Annotated in this window: 13 protein-coding genes and 4 pseudogenes; 11 read left to right on the forward strand and 6 right to left on the reverse strand. The window is 69.8% G+C overall.

Going from position 1 to position 15,976, the window contains the following annotated elements; all coding sequences use genetic code 11:
* Together lanL and AB0H32_RS39960 are read right to left on the reverse strand one after the other, a co-directional pair.
* On the reverse strand, positions 1 to 2,516 hold a 2,516-nt coding region (lanL, locus tag AB0H32_RS39955; protein ID WP_361131780.1), incomplete at its 3' end, for a class IV lanthionine synthetase LanL.
* Position 2,517: 1 nt separating this feature from the next.
* The gene (locus tag AB0H32_RS39960) at positions 2,518 to 3,591 is read right to left on the reverse strand and encodes a radical SAM protein (RefSeq protein ID WP_361131783.1); all 1,074 of its coding nucleotides are present in this window, start codon (positions 3,589 to 3,591) and stop codon (positions 2,518 to 2,520) included.
* Between the two features lie 698 nt (positions 3,592 to 4,289).
* Here AB0H32_RS39960 and AB0H32_RS39965 point away from each other — a divergent pair.
* On the forward strand, positions 4,290 to 4,619 hold the full coding sequence (locus AB0H32_RS39965; protein WP_361131786.1) for a hypothetical protein: 330 nt from the start codon (positions 4,290 to 4,292) through the stop codon (positions 4,617 to 4,619).
* Positions 4,620 to 5,026: 407 nt separating this feature from the next.
* Here the strand turns inward: AB0H32_RS39965 and AB0H32_RS39970 are convergent.
* Positions 5,027 to 5,359: pseudogene (locus AB0H32_RS39970) on the reverse strand (transposase); the annotation flags it as partial.
* A gap of 200 nt (positions 5,360 to 5,559) precedes the next feature.
* On the opposite strand from AB0H32_RS39970, the gene AB0H32_RS39975 reads away from it, so the two are divergent.
* The 6 genes and pseudogenes from AB0H32_RS39975 (at position 5,560) to AB0H32_RS40000 (ending at position 10,704) form a co-directional block, all read left to right on the forward strand.
* Positions 5,560 to 6,435 carry an acyl-CoA thioester hydrolase/BAAT C-terminal domain-containing protein gene (locus AB0H32_RS39975; RefSeq protein WP_361131789.1) on the forward strand — a complete coding sequence of 292 codons (876 nt, stop codon included), beginning with the start codon at positions 5,560 to 5,562 and terminating at the stop codon, positions 6,433 to 6,435.
* A 33-nt stretch (positions 6,436 to 6,468) separates the two neighbouring features.
* Positions 6,469 to 6,705 (forward strand): hypothetical protein, encoded by a 237-nt coding sequence (locus AB0H32_RS39980; RefSeq protein WP_361131792.1) that lies wholly within the window; start codon positions 6,469 to 6,471, stop codon positions 6,703 to 6,705.
* A 273-nt stretch (positions 6,706 to 6,978) separates the two neighbouring features.
* On the forward strand, positions 6,979 to 8,220 hold the full coding sequence (locus AB0H32_RS39985; protein ID WP_361131795.1) for a serine hydrolase domain-containing protein: 1,242 nt from the start codon (positions 6,979 to 6,981) through the stop codon (positions 8,218 to 8,220).
* 305 nt (positions 8,221 to 8,525) lie between these two features.
* Positions 8,526 to 8,615: pseudogene (locus AB0H32_RS39990) on the forward strand (IS5/IS1182 family transposase); the annotation flags it as partial.
* A gap of 409 nt (positions 8,616 to 9,024) precedes the next feature.
* Positions 9,025 to 9,696 carry a HEAT repeat domain-containing protein gene (locus AB0H32_RS39995; RefSeq protein WP_361131798.1) on the forward strand — a complete coding sequence of 224 codons (672 nt, stop codon included), beginning with the start codon at positions 9,025 to 9,027 and terminating at the stop codon, positions 9,694 to 9,696.
* 3 nt (positions 9,697 to 9,699) lie between these two features.
* Entirely contained in the window at positions 9,700 to 10,704 is a 1,005-nt protein-coding gene (locus AB0H32_RS40000) for a MerR family transcriptional regulator (RefSeq protein ID WP_361131800.1), read from the forward strand.
* A 51-nt stretch (positions 10,705 to 10,755) separates the two neighbouring features.
* On the opposite strand, the pseudogene AB0H32_RS40005 reads toward AB0H32_RS40000, so the two are convergent.
* Positions 10,756 to 10,878 (reverse strand): annotated as a pseudogene (locus AB0H32_RS40005) (IS5/IS1182 family transposase); the annotation flags it as partial.
* A 486-nt stretch (positions 10,879 to 11,364) separates the two neighbouring features.
* On the reverse strand, positions 11,365 to 12,738 hold the full coding sequence (locus tag AB0H32_RS40010) for an FAD-dependent oxidoreductase (protein ID WP_361131803.1): 1,374 nt from the start codon (positions 12,736 to 12,738) through the stop codon (positions 11,365 to 11,367).
* A gap of 135 nt (positions 12,739 to 12,873) precedes the next feature.
* Between AB0H32_RS40010 and AB0H32_RS40015 the strand changes: the two are divergent.
* From AB0H32_RS40015 to AB0H32_RS40025, 3 genes and pseudogenes are all read left to right on the forward strand, one after another.
* A pseudogene (locus tag AB0H32_RS40015) lies at positions 12,874 to 12,954 on the forward strand (IS5/IS1182 family transposase); the annotation flags it as partial.
* Between the two features lie 23 nt (positions 12,955 to 12,977).
* Complete coding sequence (locus AB0H32_RS40020) at positions 12,978 to 13,343, forward strand: hypothetical protein (RefSeq protein WP_361131814.1); 366 nt, start codon at positions 12,978 to 12,980, stop codon at positions 13,341 to 13,343.
* A 193-nt stretch (positions 13,344 to 13,536) separates the two neighbouring features.
* Entirely contained in the window at positions 13,537 to 14,142 is a 606-nt protein-coding gene (locus AB0H32_RS40025; RefSeq protein ID WP_361131806.1) for a TIGR03086 family metal-binding protein, read from the forward strand.
* Between the two features lie 323 nt (positions 14,143 to 14,465).
* Here the strand turns inward: AB0H32_RS40025 and AB0H32_RS40030 are convergent, their stop codons facing one another.
* On the reverse strand, positions 14,466 to 14,915 hold the full coding sequence (locus AB0H32_RS40030) for a hypothetical protein (protein WP_361131808.1): 450 nt from the start codon (positions 14,913 to 14,915) through the stop codon (positions 14,466 to 14,468).
* Between the two features lie 617 nt (positions 14,916 to 15,532).
* On the opposite strand from AB0H32_RS40030, the gene AB0H32_RS40035 reads away from it, so the two are divergent.
* The coding region (locus AB0H32_RS40035; protein ID WP_361131811.1) for an isochorismatase family protein at positions 15,533 to 15,976 on the forward strand (444 nt) is incomplete at its 3' end.

Below are 15,976 nucleotides of genomic sequence, written 5' to 3' on the forward strand. Positions count from 1 at the left end.
AGCTCCGCGGCCCAGCCCCGGTACGTGACGTCGCCGGTGGCCTGAGCGAGGTCGAGCAGGAACTCGCCGTCCCCGGCGAGGCCGTGGCACTGGGTGGGCCCTTCGTGCCAGCGGGTACGGCGCACGGCCACGGCCGCCTGCCGGGCCACCGTCAGGAAATCCTCGTCGCCTGTCTCCTGCCAGGCGTGCAGCAGGAAGGTGCCCGCTCCCGAGGAGCCGCTGCACCAGTGGGTCTTGCGTGCGCTGCCCGGCTCCCCGGTCCGCCAGTACGCAGCCCCGTCCTCCACCTCGGCGACGCCGAGCAGGGTCCGGGCGGCCTCGATGGCCAGCTCGGAGTGCGCGGCCGTGCCGGTGGCCCGTGCGGCCGCCAGGAGGAAGGCGCCGACCCCCGCCACGCCGTGCGCGAACCCGTAGTGGGCGAGAGTGCCGGAACTCGCCAGCGCCTCCCGGGGAATCGGCCACAGCAGCAGGCCGTCCCTGCGCACCGCCAGGGCCGCCACCGCCCCGGCCGCCCGCCGAGCCCGGTCCAGGAACCGCGGCTCTGCGGTGGCCTCCCAGAACCGCAGCTGGGTCAGTCCGGCCCCGGCCACACCGTGGCAGACATCGGGCACCGGCCCCTCGACCGGCGTCTGTGCCGCCAGCCCCGTGGCGTGTGCCAGCAGCGACGTGTCCTCCAGCAGCCCGGCTGCGTCCAGCAGCGCCCAGGCGGTGCCCGAGCGCCCGTAGTACAGCCCCGGCAGACAGCGCGGTTCGCGCCCCACCAGCCCGCTGATCCAGTCCGCCGCCGAGCGCACCGCCGTACGCAGGGCCGGCTGCGGCTCGAGCCGATGGGCGAGGACCAGGACGCCGAGCACTCCGGCGGCGCCGTGCTGGACGTTGAACGGGTCCGACGCGGTGCCGGCGGGGCCGGAGGGCCACAGCCGGTCGGAGCGCCGTGGGTCCATGGTGGCGAGCAGATGGTCGAGACCGTCTGTGACGAGCTGCTTGAGTTCGCCCTCTCCGATGCGCCGTGACACCGGAGCCGGACGGGACCGCGCCCGCTCGCGCTCCGGCGTGCGCAACCGGTGCAGCACCTCGTCCAGGGCGGGCCGCGCCGTGGGGTCGTCGTCCAGCAGCGCCCGTACGAGTGGGGCGAGGCGACGCGCGGCCGGGTTGCCCGCCGACAGCCGTCCCAGCCATGAGGCCAGCCGCTCCTTGTCCGCACCGACGCCGCCGTCACCCGGGGCGAGCAGCGGGTCGACTCCGGTGGCCAGATAGAACAGGGTGGCGCCGAGGCTGTACAGGTCGGACTGGATCCCGGGCGCGGCATCGATGCGCGCCGCGTGCACCTGCTCGGCCGCCGCGTACCCCGGGGTGTGGACGCGCAGAACGGGCTCTCCCGGACGGGCGAGCGTCTCCAGGTCGACCAGCCGCAGGGTGCCGTCGCCGGTGACCATCACGTTGTTGGGATTGAAGTCCCGCAGGACCCAGCCCCTGTGGTGCACCGCACGCATCGTCTCGGCCAGTCGGCGGGCCGTGCCGAGCGCCTCGCCAGGGTCGGGCCCCCAATGGTCGCCGTCGTCGAGGACCAGCCGGTCGAGCACCCAACGGCGCAGCGTGACACCCGTGATGGCTTCCTGGACCAGGAACAGGTCACCCTGCTGCTCGAACAACGCCACCGGGCGCGGGGTGAAGCCGCTGTCGGCGAAATCCTCCAGCATCCTTGCCTCGTGGCGCCGCATGTCGCGCGCGTCACCCCCGGCCAGCGTGGCTGCCGTGTGACGACGCGCCTGTTTGATGATGACCGCGTCCCCGGTGTCCTGGTCCACAGCCCGGTAGACACCACCGGCGAAGGCGTGCCGGATGACCCCGTGCACGAGGAATCGCCCATGGAGCAACACCGGTGCGGGCTTCGGCGGTTCGGCGACGTGCCGGGGCGCGAACGGATCGCGCGGAGCCCACGGCGGCGGAGCGAACCAGGGCCGGCGGCCGTCCCGGACGAGCGTCCCGTCAGGGGCGATGAGCATCGCAGCACGCATCCCGTCGCCGTCCAGCGTGGTGACCCCGTTGAAGACGCCGTACCGGTAGTGGACAAGGCTGTGCGGGAAGCACGGAAGGTCGGACAGGATGCCCGGCCCGGGGAGCCCCAGGGTTGCCCGGTGCAGCTCACCGGCCAGGTCTCGCAGCCAGTCGTCGTCGCCTTCCGGGTAGACGGTGAGGAACTTCCCGCCGCCGCCCCGCTCGTAGTGCCGGGAGATCAGCTCGCCCGCACGCTCGAGGGTCCCGGCGAACTTGAACCGGCAGCCGCGACGTACCAGCACCTCTGCGGCACGCGACAGCACGACGGGCGCCGACAGCGGCGTCGCCGAGACGTGCAGCTTCCAGCCCTGCACCTGTTGCGCCTCGCGGGGTGGGGAGACGTAGCACCAGAAGTCCCCGGCCCGTACCCGCCACTCGCCCGGAGCACCGGCGTCATTGTTTTCGGCGCGTGAGAGCACCGCCGTCACGACGTCGAGCAGCACCGTGTCGTGGATCATGTCACCTGCCTCCGCTCAAGCCGACGGGACGGACGGGCAGGTCGGGGCGGCGGGCGAACCGGGCGCGGTCGGCATCCGTGCCGAAGCGGTGGTCCAGGAGCCGCACCGCTTCCGCCCAGTCGGCCATGGTGCGGACCGCGGACAGCGTGCGGGTCACGAACGGGTCGGCCCACCTCTCCAGAGCCCGCCGCCAGAGCACGTCCACCGGCTCATCGAGGAGATTGCCGACCGTCCCCTCGTACACGGGCATGGCCCGCACCTCGCCGTCCGGCTCCACCTGGATGACCTGGAAACCCAGCCCACGCGCCACCTGGTCGGGAGCCATCCGCAGCTCGAGGTTGTCCGAAGTGAGCACCAGAACGCCGGGCGGCGCGAGAGCGGCAAGACGCGCCCGCTCCTGCTCACTGCCCAGCCGGCGCACCAGCTCGTCGTCCGGCAGTTCCCGCTCGACGAATCCGGGCCGGCTGGCGAGCCCGGCGGGAATCACCGCCTGGAACGACAGGATCCGCATCTCGGGGAAGCGGGGCGCGAGCCGGGCGCAGAACTCGTCGAGGTGATCGGCGTTGCTGCGCACCACGACATAGTCGGTACCGAACTGAAGGGATTTCAGGCCTTGCCCACGGCGCGCGCGGGAGACCTCGTCCAGCAGTCCCAGCGTGCGCAGGGCCCGGTCGAACGATCCCGCCCTGCCCCGGATCCGGTCGTGCACCTCGGCGTTCGGCCCGTCGAGGCTGACCACGAAGCGATAGCACACGTCCGCGAGTCGTTCCACCATGGCCCGGGTTACCGGCCAGCCCCCCGTGTAGAGGACCACCTTGATGCCCCCGTCGGTGAACCGCCGGGCGACCTCGTCGATCCAGGGCACCGCCAGCGGTTCCCCGCCGCCGAGCGACACCACGCCGGGGCGCAGCGCGGCGATCGCGTCGGCGATCCGCAGCATCCGGTCACGGTCCGCCTGCCGGGTGGGGCGCCGGCCCGACTCGGAGTAGCAGTGCACACATCGCAGCGGGCACGCGTAGGTGATGTCCCAGATGACATCCCTGGGACCGTCACCGGTCTGTGCCGTTCGCCCCATCGTCGCCTCCGGTGTCGCCGTTCCAGCCTTGGCACCATCCTGGCCGGGGCTCTGTCGGTGGCCTTAGTCCCGCCTTGCGGTCGTCGGTGGCCGTCCGTGGACGGGGCTGGGGGCGGGGAAGTCGGCGGGGCGTCAGGCCGCCGCCGCCCGGAACGTTGCGGAGCGGCCGGACCCACCCAGCCCCGCGTGATCCGGGCGGGGCAAGTACGGCTTCGATGTGCCGGCCTTGGGCGAGGAGTGCCTGATACGGCCGGTTCCGGAGATGAACCGGCAGAACGGATCGATCCGCCGCGTACGCCTCTGTTGCTGCCGACGGATCTGCCGGGAGCCGAGGCCCTGCGCAGTTTCCCTCAGGGCGATGCCTGCGCCCCTTCCCTGCCGTTCGACAGCAAAGAGGCGCTGGACGCCGCTCGGCGAGCGGTCGCACAGCACACTTGACCAGGCCAGCAGCTCTGCGCCCTGTCCGCGGGAGCCAGGGCGGATAGTCGCATGTGGCGATGGTCAACGAAGCCTCCAGGCGCTCCCGGGCCTCGAGGACCCTGTGTGCGTCTGGCTGCACGTGTATTGGCGCACCCGAATATTGGAAGAGTCGGAATGCCTGCCTCATGTCCCGTGCCGTTGAAGGTTAATCGTTGTCGCTGAAGGCTGATGGTCAGTAGGTTCGTTCCATCATGAGGACGCGAATTCTGAGGCTCGGCTTGTACGCAGACGAGCAGGGGCTGGCAAGCGTCAGGGAACTCATCGACCGGACTGTAGGTTTCCGAAGCGCCCGGATCGTCAAGGCGGACGTTGCGCGCACCTATCCCGATAGTGACCTGACGACCGCTGAGATGTACGGCTCTCTGGCGGAACAGTGGGCCTTCGAACATCCTGGCCAGAACAGCGGCGAGCGGGAAGCGGTTGAGCTGCGCGTCCACCTGGCGTGTTCCCTGCGGACGTGGCGAGCGATCCGCAAGGCAGTGATCAAGGCTTTGTGCCCGGAAGGAATGGCGCCCCACGCTTGCCGGGTTCCGTGGTTCGCTGCCTGAACTGATGCATGGTTCTCGGTGAAGGTTCCAAGCGCCGCGGTGCCCCTCAACCTTCCCTAGGTTCTCGACCGGACAGGGCGAGCCCTTCGTAGGGTTCTCCTACCCAGGGCGTCCGGTGTGGCTTCCAACCTTCTGCCGCTTGTGGCTTCCATCGATTGGCAGCCTGGCGCCCCGCAACGACTCGGTTGCCCATGGGGAATAGCGAAAGTTCGCTCCGTCGGGAATCGACAGCGAGGTCGTCCGCCGGGAGGCATCAGCTACATCTCCGTCCGGGCCATCCACCGTGCCTCTGAGAGCTACTGCGGCGAAGGCGAGACCGACGCCAAGGACGCCGCCGTCATCGCCGACCAGGTTCGCATCCGGCGTGACCCGCACCCTTGAGCGCCAGTGACGAGACGGTGACCGACCTCAGGACCCTTTCTTGCCCGAACCTGGGCAGAGGCGAGAACGGCACGGGTGACATCGACCAGGCCGACGTCGTCGAGCCGGTGCAGGACCGCCTCGTGCAGCCGGCCCCACACCCCGGCTCTCGACCGGATGAGACGCCGTCGGTGGGCTGTGGACTTCGAGACACCGAAGCAGGGCGGCAGCGACCGCCGGGCGCAGCCGCTGACCAGCACGTAGATGATGGCCGCGAACAGCGTCTCATCAGGCGCGTTGGCCGTCCCGCCGTCCTGCGGCCGTGCCCGTTGCTCCGGAATCAGCGGCTCGGCGATCTCCCACAGCCCGTCCGGCACGATCCAACTGCACGTTCCCCGCCCCTTGTCGGCCCAACGTCAGCCTCACCACGTAGGACACGGTGTAACTCAGGTGGCGTGCGGGGCGCCATGATGGAGACCTCCATGTGAATGGAGGCGGGGTGCGATGTAGCTGTGGTAAGTGCGTCGCACGCCGCGTTCTGGACGGGGATTCCTGAGAGTTGCGACGACAGGGGGAGCGAGTGGACATCAGCGAGCGGGAGCTGACTGATCCTTGGGAGGGCGTTCTGTTCGCTCCTGCTCGCGGCGGTGACGTCGGCGTGCTGGTCCTGGCAGGATCCAGCGGGCGCATCGAACGCGAGCGAGCGCGCATCCTCGCTCAGCAAGGCTTCACAACCTTGGCGATCCGTTGGTTCGGCGGGCCTGGGCAGTCCCCAGGAATCTGTGAAGTTCCCTTGGAGACCTTCACCGCCGCCGTCGACTTCCTCCGACGGGGCGGAGCGCACCGCATCGGAATCCTCGGCACTTCGAAGGGCGCTGAAGCCGCCTTGCTGACGGCGGTGCACGACTCACGCGTGGACGTGGCCATCGCGGTGTCGCCCACCTCGCGGGTCTGGTGCAACGTCGGCCCAGGCCACGACGGTGCGCGCCACCCGTACCGCTCGTCCTGGACCTGGCGGGAGCGGCCGCTGCCCTTTGTCCCGATGGACGATTCCTGGACTCCCACGGAGTCGGACGGCGGCCCCGTCGCCATCCGCGGATGGTACGAACTGAGCGAGCGGACCTTCGCTCACTCGCTTGCGCCGACGGAGATACCCGTGGAAGAGGCCAGAGCCGATCTGCTCTTGGTAGCAGGCGGCGACGACGCCATGTGGCCGTCGCTTCCCTTCGCCGAACAGCTGGCTCAGCGTCGGCGCTCGGCCGGGGCGGCCGTACGTCTGATCGCCCGCGACGACGCAGGCCACCGACCACGCCTTCCTGGTGAGAGCCCGGCATCGGCGTCCCCGCACTTCAAGTATGGGGGTACACCCGAAGCTGACGTGCTCCTGGGCAAGGCTGCGTGGCCCCACATCCTCGACGTGCTCGGCAGCGAAGGCTCACTGGTTCGCGCCGGTTGATCGCTCACCAGGCTGAAGGACAGATTCGTTTTGATGATCAAGAGGTCTCCTCTAGTCCCTGATCTACTGGATTCCGAGATCGGCGAACCGGAAGACGCTCTTGTCCCGGATGCCGTCCGTGGCGGTGAGCTCGTTGCGGGCGGCTTCGAGGCTGATCCGGAGACCTTCTTCTTCGCCCAGCCAGCCGTTGAGCCGGCTTCCACGATGTGCTCGGTCAGACTGCGGATGAACTCGACCAGCCGGGTCCGGCGGACGCTGAACTCACGCTGACCAACGGCGCCCGTTCCGGGACCGCGGGAAGGGCCCCGTCCCGACTTCAGAGTTCGTAACTGCCCATTCGTCCGAGTCGGCGTCGTCGGGTGCGTAGACGATGCGCTCGGGCTTCTCCCCTGCTCGCCACCGGGGAGGCAGCTGAAAACCACAGCTCGTAGGGGGGCTACGTACACCCCTCATTCGGAGGGCAGCGCCATCCTCTCGCGCCTGCGGATCCGGTTGGCTGGTGATCGTCACCGACCAGGACCTACAGCACCGAGGGATTCGATCATGCAGATGTCGTCGTCGAGGAAGACCAGCACCGTCGTACTGACCGCAGCGCTTCTCGCGCTGGCCTCGCCCATGGCCGCGACCGCCGCCACCGCCGGGCACTCGGCGTCGAGGCACTCCTACAACAAGGACGTGCTGCGGCAGGACCTGGCGCGGGTGCGAGAGGCCGGAGGAGGCGATGTGAACGTGCTGGCCAGGGTCGACGGGCCGCACGGCGCGCCGCTCATGGCACGTATCGGCACCCGGACGGCCGACTCCTCCGACCCGATCCCGTGGAATGCGCACTTCCGCACGGCGAGCACGACGAAGGCGTTCACGGCGACCGTAGTCCTGCAACTCGTGGCGGAGAAACGGCTGTCGCTGGATGACACCGTCGAGCACTGGTTGCCGGGGGTCGTCGCGGGCAACAACAACGACGGCAGCCGCATCACCGTCCGCGACCTGCTGCGCCAGACCAGCGGCCTGTACGACTACATCGACGACCCGGAGATCCAGGACCGGCTGATCAACCACTTCGACGAGAACCGCTACGATGCCACGCCCGCGGCCGATCTGGTCGCGGTGGCCATGAAGCACCGGCCGACCTTCGTACCCGAGCCGGGCGGGGCCACCCGATGGGCGTACTCCAACACCAACTACCTGCTGGCCGCGATGATCGCCGAAAAGGCCGGCGGCGCGGACTGGAAGGAGCTGGTCGAGCACCGGGTGATCGCCAAGCTGGGACTGCAGGACACCTCCATTCCCGGGCTCGACCCACACCTGCCCGCCCCCCACGTGGACGCGTACCTCACCGGCGCCGACGGCAAGCGTCTCGACGTCACCGAGCACAGCCTCCAGCACACCGCGGACTCAGGTGTGGTGAGCACCACCGCCGACCTGAACACCTTCTTCCGCGCCCTGGCCGGTGGGAGGCTGCTGCCCGACAAGCAGTGGCGTGAGATGCGGCAGACCGTCCAGCGGACCGACGACCCGGACGATGTGACGGAGATGCCCGAGGGCACCTACGGTCTCGGGCTGCGCAAGATCCCGCTTTCCTGCGGCGGTTTCTACTACACCCACGAGGGCGACGGGGCAGGCGTCAACACCCGCCCCGCGGTGAGCGCGGACGGCAAGCGCGCGCTGACTGTCTCCATCACCACGACGACCGCGCCGCCGGACCTGGCCGCCCTCAACCGCGCGACGGGCGCCCTCGTCGACCACGCCCTGTGCGACAAGCCCGCCAAGGTTTCGCCGAAGAGCTAGGCAGTTAGTTCGGGACAGGCTCTCCGGCTGGGACGTGCTGCCAGTTTGTTGAGCGGGGCCGCTGTCGGATCATGGTCCTCCTACCGTGACGGTGGAGAAGGCGGTGCCGATGGTGCCATTGCTGGAAGAGCTCTGCAGGCACCGCGACCTGCTCAGCCAGATCCATGCTGCCGCCAGTAACCCACGGGACGACCATGCGAATTGACCGCAGGTCAGCCGGGAGTCCTTGACGGTCGACGTCGCCCTGGAACTCGCGCCACTCGTCGTCTGCCGGACCACGGCATCCAGCCGTCGGCCGGAGGGATCGCCGCTTCTCGGAGTGGAGCAAAGCGAGGGTCTGGGCGAAGCTGTACCGCTTGGTGCTCGACGAACTGGGCGCCCGCGACCAGCTGGACTGTTGGCCTGCAGGGCAGAAAGGGCGCCACTGACCTGGGTTTTCCGGAGGCGGTCGGGGTGTGGGCGGCCGTCCGGAACTCGGTCGAGCACGGCTTGGCCCAGCTGAAGAACTGGCGGGTCCTCGGCCAGGCCTGCACCGACCCGAGGTGGGTGACCGCCCCGGCCAGGGCCCTGCTGGTCTTGACGAACCGCGAAGTGGACCAGTGGCCGACGATCTTCACCGCAGCCATCCCCCGTGGCGCACACGAATACCCCCGCCCCCGCGCATGCCAGCCCCGTGACCAGCAACTTCACGACACTCAAAGCGCACGGTCGGGACGCAGCAGGTGACTGGTGCTCGCGCAGTGGGCCCTGTTTGACCTTGACACGGTGACAGGGTCTTCACTGCTTGCCAAGGAGGTGGTCTCGATGACGATCACGAGACAGGACACGGATGCGGTACGAGCGCTCCAGGGGTTGGAGGACGGCCGTTCGTCCGTGCGACTGCAGACTGCTCTGGGGGTCGGCATGACGCCTGACCCGCGCTTCGTCGACAAGCTCATCGAGCGATGCGCGGTAGAGCCCGAGTTTTTCGTCCGCGACATGCTGACCTGGGCGCTCACCCGCCACCCCGTGTCCATGACGCTTCCCGAGCTGCTCCGCGAAGTTCGCTCGGACCGCGCGCAGGCACGGAGCCAGGCGCTGCACACGCTGTCCAAGATCGGGGACAGGCAGGCGTGGCCGGCGATCACACGGACACTCCTGTCCGACGCCGACGACGAGGTGGCGCGAAGCGCCTGGCGGGCCGCGGTCGTGCTCGTGCCGGAAGGCGAGGAGTCCGCGTTGGCCACGGTGTTGGCGACGCAGCTCGGGCGCGGTGAGCGGGAGACGCGACTGAGTCTCAGTCGGGCGCTGGTCGCGCTGGGTGAAGTGATCGTGCCGGCTCTGCGTTCTGCGACGACGGCCCCTGACCCGCACATGCGCGCGCACGCGCTCGCCACGCAACATCTGTTGCGCGACCCGGACGCCGGATTCGAATTCGCGATCGAGGAGGCGAAGCGCGTCGTGGCCCTCGGCGGGTCTGGCCAGGAGGGACAATAGGACGTGTTGATCGGTGAGGTGGCGCGACGGTCCGGGGTCAGTGCCCGCATGCTCCGGCATTACGAGTCGCTCGGCCTGGTGCGCCCTTCGGGTCGTACCGGCTCCGGATATCGGGAGTACTCCGGCGCGGACATTCAGCGGATCTTCCATATCGAGAGCCTGCGGTCGCTGGGACTGTCGCTGCGGGAGATCGGACGCGCGCTCGACGATCCCAGCTTCACGCCCGCGGCACTCGTCGACGACCTCATCCGTCAGACGCGCGACCGCATCGCGGCCGAGACCGAGCTGCTCACGCGGCTCTGCCGGATCCATGCCGCGGACCCCGCCGGCTGGGAGGACGTCCTCCAGGTCGTTGCGCTCCTCCAAGCACTGGGGTCGAACAGCGCCGCCGCGCGCCAGCGCGCGGCCCTCTCCTCGGTCGACGCGGTTCCGGTGCCGGTGGAGGCCCTGGTCGAGGCGGCACTCAGCGAGACGGAGCCGAACGTCGCCGGGGCCCTTCGATGGGCGCTGGCGCGATCGGGCGACGGTGCCCCGGCGCTGCTGGCGGAGGGCCTCGGCTCACCGGTGGCCGTGGTGCGGGAACGTGCCGTTCGGTCCCTCGCCGAGATGCCCGGTGATGAAGCGACCGCGCAGCTGCGGGATGCCCTCGCGAACCCCGACGTCGTGGTCCGCGGGTATGCGGCTCTGGCGCTCGGCACACGTGGTGTGGCCGATGCGGTCCCGGCGCTCATCGACATGATCGTGGAGGGAAGGAACGACACCGATGCAGCCGATGCATTGAGCGTGCTGGCGAGCGACACCGCGGCGGCGGATCAGATCGCGACCAGGCTCGACGACCGCCTCGCCCACGACACCACCAAGGCGCCTGCACGCGGGCGGCTGACCCAGACGCTGGGGGGCATCCCGGGGACGAGGGCGGCACGTGCCCTCGTGGAGCTGTCGCATGACGGGGACCGTGCCGTTGCGCTGACTGCGGCATACCTTCTTCAGCTGCGCGACGCGCGGTGACGGATCTCTCGTGGGTCCGCGAAGGCGGCTCGCGGGGTGGAGAGGGCCCCGGAGACGGGGGATGCCACGCTTGCATGACCATCGCCCCAGGTGTTCGCAGTCGTAGGCCTTGTCGGCGTGCGGCTTGTCCGGCCTGCGTCGACGTCGACCGCGGCGGGACCGGATCGGCGGGATGCCCGTCAGGAGAGGGAGCAGTACCTGACCGGTGTGCGGATTGGCGCCCGAAAATCCCTGCGGACAGGGGCAGACCGGTTCGCTCGGTGATCAAGTGGATCTTCGAACCGTACTTGCCCCGATTCATGGGAATCGCACCTGTCATTCCCCCCTTTCACCGCGCGAATGTTCACCGAGCCGACTGCACACCGGGTCCAGTCCTGCTCGCCGCGGGAGCCGAGCTCGTCCAGCAACTCCTGTTTCACGTCGACAACGAATCACGGGTGAAGACCCCGGGCTGCGGCGGCCACCTGGTTGCGCGACGCTGCATTCGAGGTTGAGGGCCAGATGCTGCTCGCCCCGGAGGAGAAGACTTCGCAAGCGATTCCTTTCGCACGGCGTAGCTGATCGTGGGACTGCTCACCTGCGGTTCGTGATCACGGGGGGAGTGTCGGCAGACGTTCGTTTGCCGACACAGGGCGCCGAAGTCGAGGTGCCGGCCAGCGCTCAGCCTGGGACGAGTGCATCCCACTGATCTCGGGTCGGGCCGTCGTGTTTCGGCGTGAAGTCCGGGTGGGCAGCCAGCCAGGCGGTGACGTGTCGATCCATTTCATCGGTGCCGTAGGCGTCGCTGGCTGGGCGCAGGAGATGGCGTACCTGTGCTCGGGCTCGCATGACGACGGGATCGTCAAAGGCACAGGCGGCGATGGCGGCGGCTCGCCGATCTTCGGGTGGTGAGCCCTCGGCGAGGCGTTGCTCGTCGGCGCGGTCGGCCGTCACCTGCGCGTCGAACCACGGGCGGAGGGCCTGTGCCGTCCACGTGTGGTAGCCCATGGGGTCCGCGGTGATCTGGTCGACATGGGTGGCGAGGTGCTGGGCGGCACGCAGGCCGAGAGCCACGCCATGGCCGAAGGTGGGATTGGTGTGGATGAGGCTGTCCCCGGCGTTGACCAGGCCGGTGACGACAGGTCCGTCATCGTCCGCGAGGGCGGTCCAGCGGTTGTCCAGGCCGGCCATCGCAAGGACGGCGGAGTGCGGTTCGGGGGCAAGGTCGAGCCAGGCGGCGGTCGCGGGGAATCGGCGCGCGACGGCCTCGAACACGGCAGGGTCGGTGAGCGCACCGCGGGTCGGATCACCCGTGGAGAGCACCAGGCTCACCGCGAAGGTGTCGTTGTCGGAAGGGAAGACGCCGGCGAGCGCGAAGGGTGCGGCCGAGCCGGTCTTCACCCGTCCGGGGCCACGCGGGCCATCGGCACGCAGACGGTACCAGCGGCACAGATAACCGATCCCGATGCGGTGGCTGTCGACCACAGGCGGACGGCAGCCGGCCGCGATCAGCCAGGCGGGCACCGGCGAGCGACGACCGGACGCATCGACGACGAGATCCGCCTGGTGCATTTCCGCGCCCACCTGCACGCCGGTGACCCGGGCAGGACGGCCCTTCTGGAAGGTGAGGGCCTGCACCCGGCAGCCTCGCCGCACCTCAACTGTGCGTTCCCGCCGCACGGTTGCGGCCAGGGCGGCCTCCAGCACGATGCGGCGGGTGCGCAGGGTCACCAAGTCCTCATCGCCAGGCCGATGCGGCGGATGCTCTCCGAACCAGTCGAACTCGTGGTACTCCCGGGCTCCCCGTGACAGCAGGTCCGTGTAGACATCAGGGGCCTCGGTGCGCAACACGGTGCGGACGGGCGCGAGCAGCGAGTGGGGCTGGATGGCCTGCGGGACTCGGGGCCTGTCCCAGTGGAAGAAGTCCCTGTCCAGGTCCTCTCCGGCCTGCCGCGCGTCCTGCTCGAACAACGTGACCGTGTGGCCCCGTCGGCCAAGCATGAGCGCCGTCCCGAGCCCGCTGATACCCCCACCGACCACCGCAACCCGCGCCACCGAACTCCCCTTCGCGTCGTGTTGCGGAATGAGCCTACTGCTTGACGATCTTCAGTCCGCAACCGGCGTCGTCCGTCGCGGTGCGGGGGGCGAGGCTTCAGGCAGTTGCCTCGCGGCACCGGTCCCCGACGTGCCGGATCCGGATCGGGCAAGGTGCGCTGTGTGGTCGAGCGCGCCTTCGCCTGGCTGCACCGGTTCAAACGGCTTCGCTGTCGGCCGCGCCGTATGCCTACTCGGACGTGGCGATCGGGCTGTTCGGGGTCATCGGTGTCATTGGTGCGCTCATCGCGAGGCACGACGGGAGATGGTTCGACGAGGGGAACGGCTCGGCCGTCTGCCGACTCGGCTGGGCCGCCACCGGCACAGCCTGGCTCATCCTGATCGCGGCCGGGCACGGTCACGCCCTCGGCCCGGCCGGGGTGATCACCGGGATCGCGCTGCTCGACGCCGGTATGCAGGCCCAGCGCATCACCAACCAGTCCACCCTCCTCGCCGCCCGACCCGGCCACACCGCCCGTGCGACCACCGCCTGCATGACGGCCGGCGTTCTCGCGGGCGTCGTCGGCAGCGCCCTCGCGTCAGCCCTGTATCCCGTGCACGGCTGACCGGTACTCGCGGCCGCCGGAGTCGTGTGCAGCGCCGCTCTGTGCACCATCCCGCGCGCATGGCCGAAAACGGCTGCCAGGCAGCCACGCGAGCGCACGCTTGAGTGCGGAAGGCCGGGCGGCCGCCCACCCGTGCCTGCAGCCCGGCACAGACGCTCCTTGCCCAAGTGATCCCTGCCGAGAGATGAGCGAGATGACTGACATCCGACCCTTTGACCGCCGGGCACTGGAAGTCACCGAAGCGATCGTCGACCAGGTCAGGCCCGAGCACCTGGGCCTGCCGACACCCTGCTCGCAGTGGACGCTCCGGAAACTGCTGGCCCATATGACCGGCCAGAACCACGGGTTCGCGGCCGCCGCCGACGGGGAGGTGACCGACGCCTCCGTCTGGGCGGACCGGGTCGTGGACGACGATCCGGCGGGGACCTTCCGTGCCTCCTCGGCCCGGGTCACTGTCGCGTTCGCCCGCGCGGGTGTGCTCGACGGCGAGTTCTGGCTGCCGGAGGTGCGGGGCGGCCAGATGTTCCCGGCCCGCATCGCCATCGGCTTCCACTTCGTCGACTACGTCGTGCACGGCTGGGACGTCGTCGCCTCCCTGGGTGTTCCCGCCCCCTTCGACGACGAGACGCTCGCCGCCGTCCTGCCGTACGCGGAGGAAGTACCGGACGGCCAGAACCGGCGCGAGCCGGGCGCGTCCTTCCGCCCCGGACTCCCCGCCCCGGACGCCGGCCCTCTGCTGGACCGCATCCTGGCCACACTGGGACGCTCACCGAAATGGTCCGTGCAGGCGGCGAATTGACTGAACGCCGTACGAAACACAAGAGAGCCATGACGTCGGCGGCCGCGGCGGCGAGTGGGATCAGCCCTGATATCCCCGCTCGGCGATGATCACGTCGATGTGCGTGGGATCAGAGTGGCAGGGCCGGCCGACCGGGGGCTGATGTGTCTCCGGGGCGCTCAGCGGTTCCCGGGCGCAGCCGTGCAGTCCGGCCGTGTGCGGGCGGCTTGCTGGCGGGTGCGGACGGGTGCTCCGTAGCGGGACCTGCCCCGGGAGTAGGGGCCGTGGCGAACCGTCTACGGACTCTCCCGCCGTTGGCGCCTGGGGATGGGCGGTGACGGATGTCATGTGGAGGGGCAGGGTGGGTTGAATTCGACCGCTGCGAAGTACCGTGCCCATTCGGCCCTGGTGATCCGCGGGTACGCGCTGTCGCAGATGCGGGCGGAGACCCTCTCCAGACGGGTATCCCACAGCCGGATCGTGAAGTCGTTGCCGCCGGTGGCCAGGGTGTTGCCGTGCCGGCCGAACGCCACGGCCGGTACCGCACTCGAGTGGCCGGTGAGGACGGTGGGAGCACCCGCACCACTCACGTCCCACAGAAGGATCTTGCCGTCCGCGGAGCCGGCTGCCAGTCGGTGGCCGTCCGCGGAGAAGGCAGTCGCGTGGAGCCAGGAGCCGGACGCCGGTAGTTGCGTCACCTTCCTGGGGCGACCGATGTCGCTGATATCGATCAGCCAGACCGTCTTGTCCGTCCGATGGACAGCAGCCAGGGTCCGGTTGTCGGGGCTGAACATGCCATCGGTCAGTGGGGCGGATCGGAACGGGGACGGCAATTCCCGGGGCCCGGCCCATCACTGGACGAGACCCAACCGTGGCGATGGCTGACAACGGTCCGCGAATACAACGCCCGTCTGGCGCGGCAGAAAGCCGACGAGGAGGTCTCCCAGGAAGCCCTGCCGGAGGTCAGCTGACCGCCGATGACTGCGGCTCGCCACCGCCGCGCCACAGGCCCGGCCTCACTCGGTCGACGGACCTTGCACGTCAGGTGCCTCCCGGTGATAGATCGCGCGGTGGACGCGGCACAGCCTCACGGCGTAGTCCGCGCCCGGTTTCTCTCCCTGCGGGGCGTGTTCCCACCGGCACGGCATCGGCTCCGATAGGCGTCGGCGGCATCAGCCCGTCGGCCGTGTAGAGGGAGCCGATCTGGTCGATGGTGTCCGCCCGCGACCAGCCCAACGCCAGACTCCAGTTCGGGGATTTCCGGCAGTCGGTCACGGAAGGCGGCCGCGGTGTGCTCGGTCGAGTAGCCGAGGCGTCTTCAACACATCCGGATCTGTGCGGCCTCCCCGCTCGTCCGGGGCGAGGTCGACGGCGGTTTCCCGAACCCGGCCCGGGGGATAGGCTGCCGGATGTGCCGGATACCGCGCTGCTCATCGTCGACGTGCAGAGCGCCCTGGTGGCAGAGGCCCACGATGCTGAGGCCTGCCTGACCCGCGTCGCCGAACTCGCCGGGCGCGCCCAGGCAGCCGGTGTGCCCGTCCTCTACCTGCGGCAGCAGGTCGATCTTCCGGGCGTGCCGACTGAGTTGCTGGACATCCATCCGGCGGTGGCTCCGCAGCCGGACGACATCGTGCTGGACAAATGCAGCGCCGACTCCTTCCTGGACACACCGCTCGACGGGCTCCTGCGTGAACATGGCGTCCGACGTGTGGTCGTCACCGGCTTCGCCACCGAGTACTGCGTCGACTCCACCAGCCGCAGCGCGCTCTCGCACGGCTACGACCTCGTCCTCGTCGCCGACGGCCACACCACACCGGAGCGCCCCGCCGACAGCCCGCTGCCTAGCGCGGCCCAG

It is taken from the genome of Streptomyces sp. NPDC020362 (genome assembly GCF_040642095.1).
GTDB lineage: Bacteria > Actinomycetota > Actinomycetes > Streptomycetales > Streptomycetaceae > Streptomyces.

Coding starts and splice junctions, on each gene's coding strand:
- AB0H32_RS39960 (WP_361131783.1), bottom strand. CDS start 3,591: ATGGGGCGAACGGCACAGACCGGTGACGGTCCCAGGGATGTCATCTGG.
- AB0H32_RS39980 (WP_361131792.1), top strand. CDS start 6,469: ATGATCAAGAGGTCTCCTCTAGTCCCTGATCTACTGGATTCCGAGATC.
- AB0H32_RS39985 (WP_361131795.1), top strand. CDS start 6,979: ATGCAGATGTCGTCGTCGAGGAAGACCAGCACCGTCGTACTGACCGCA.
- AB0H32_RS39995 (WP_361131798.1), top strand. CDS start 9,025: ATGACGATCACGAGACAGGACACGGATGCGGTACGAGCGCTCCAGGGG.
- AB0H32_RS40025 (WP_361131806.1), top strand. CDS start 13,537: ATGACTGACATCCGACCCTTTGACCGCCGGGCACTGGAAGTCACCGAA.
- AB0H32_RS40030 (WP_361131808.1), bottom strand. CDS start 14,915: ATGTTCAGCCCCGACAACCGGACCCTGGCTGCTGTCCATCGGACGGAC.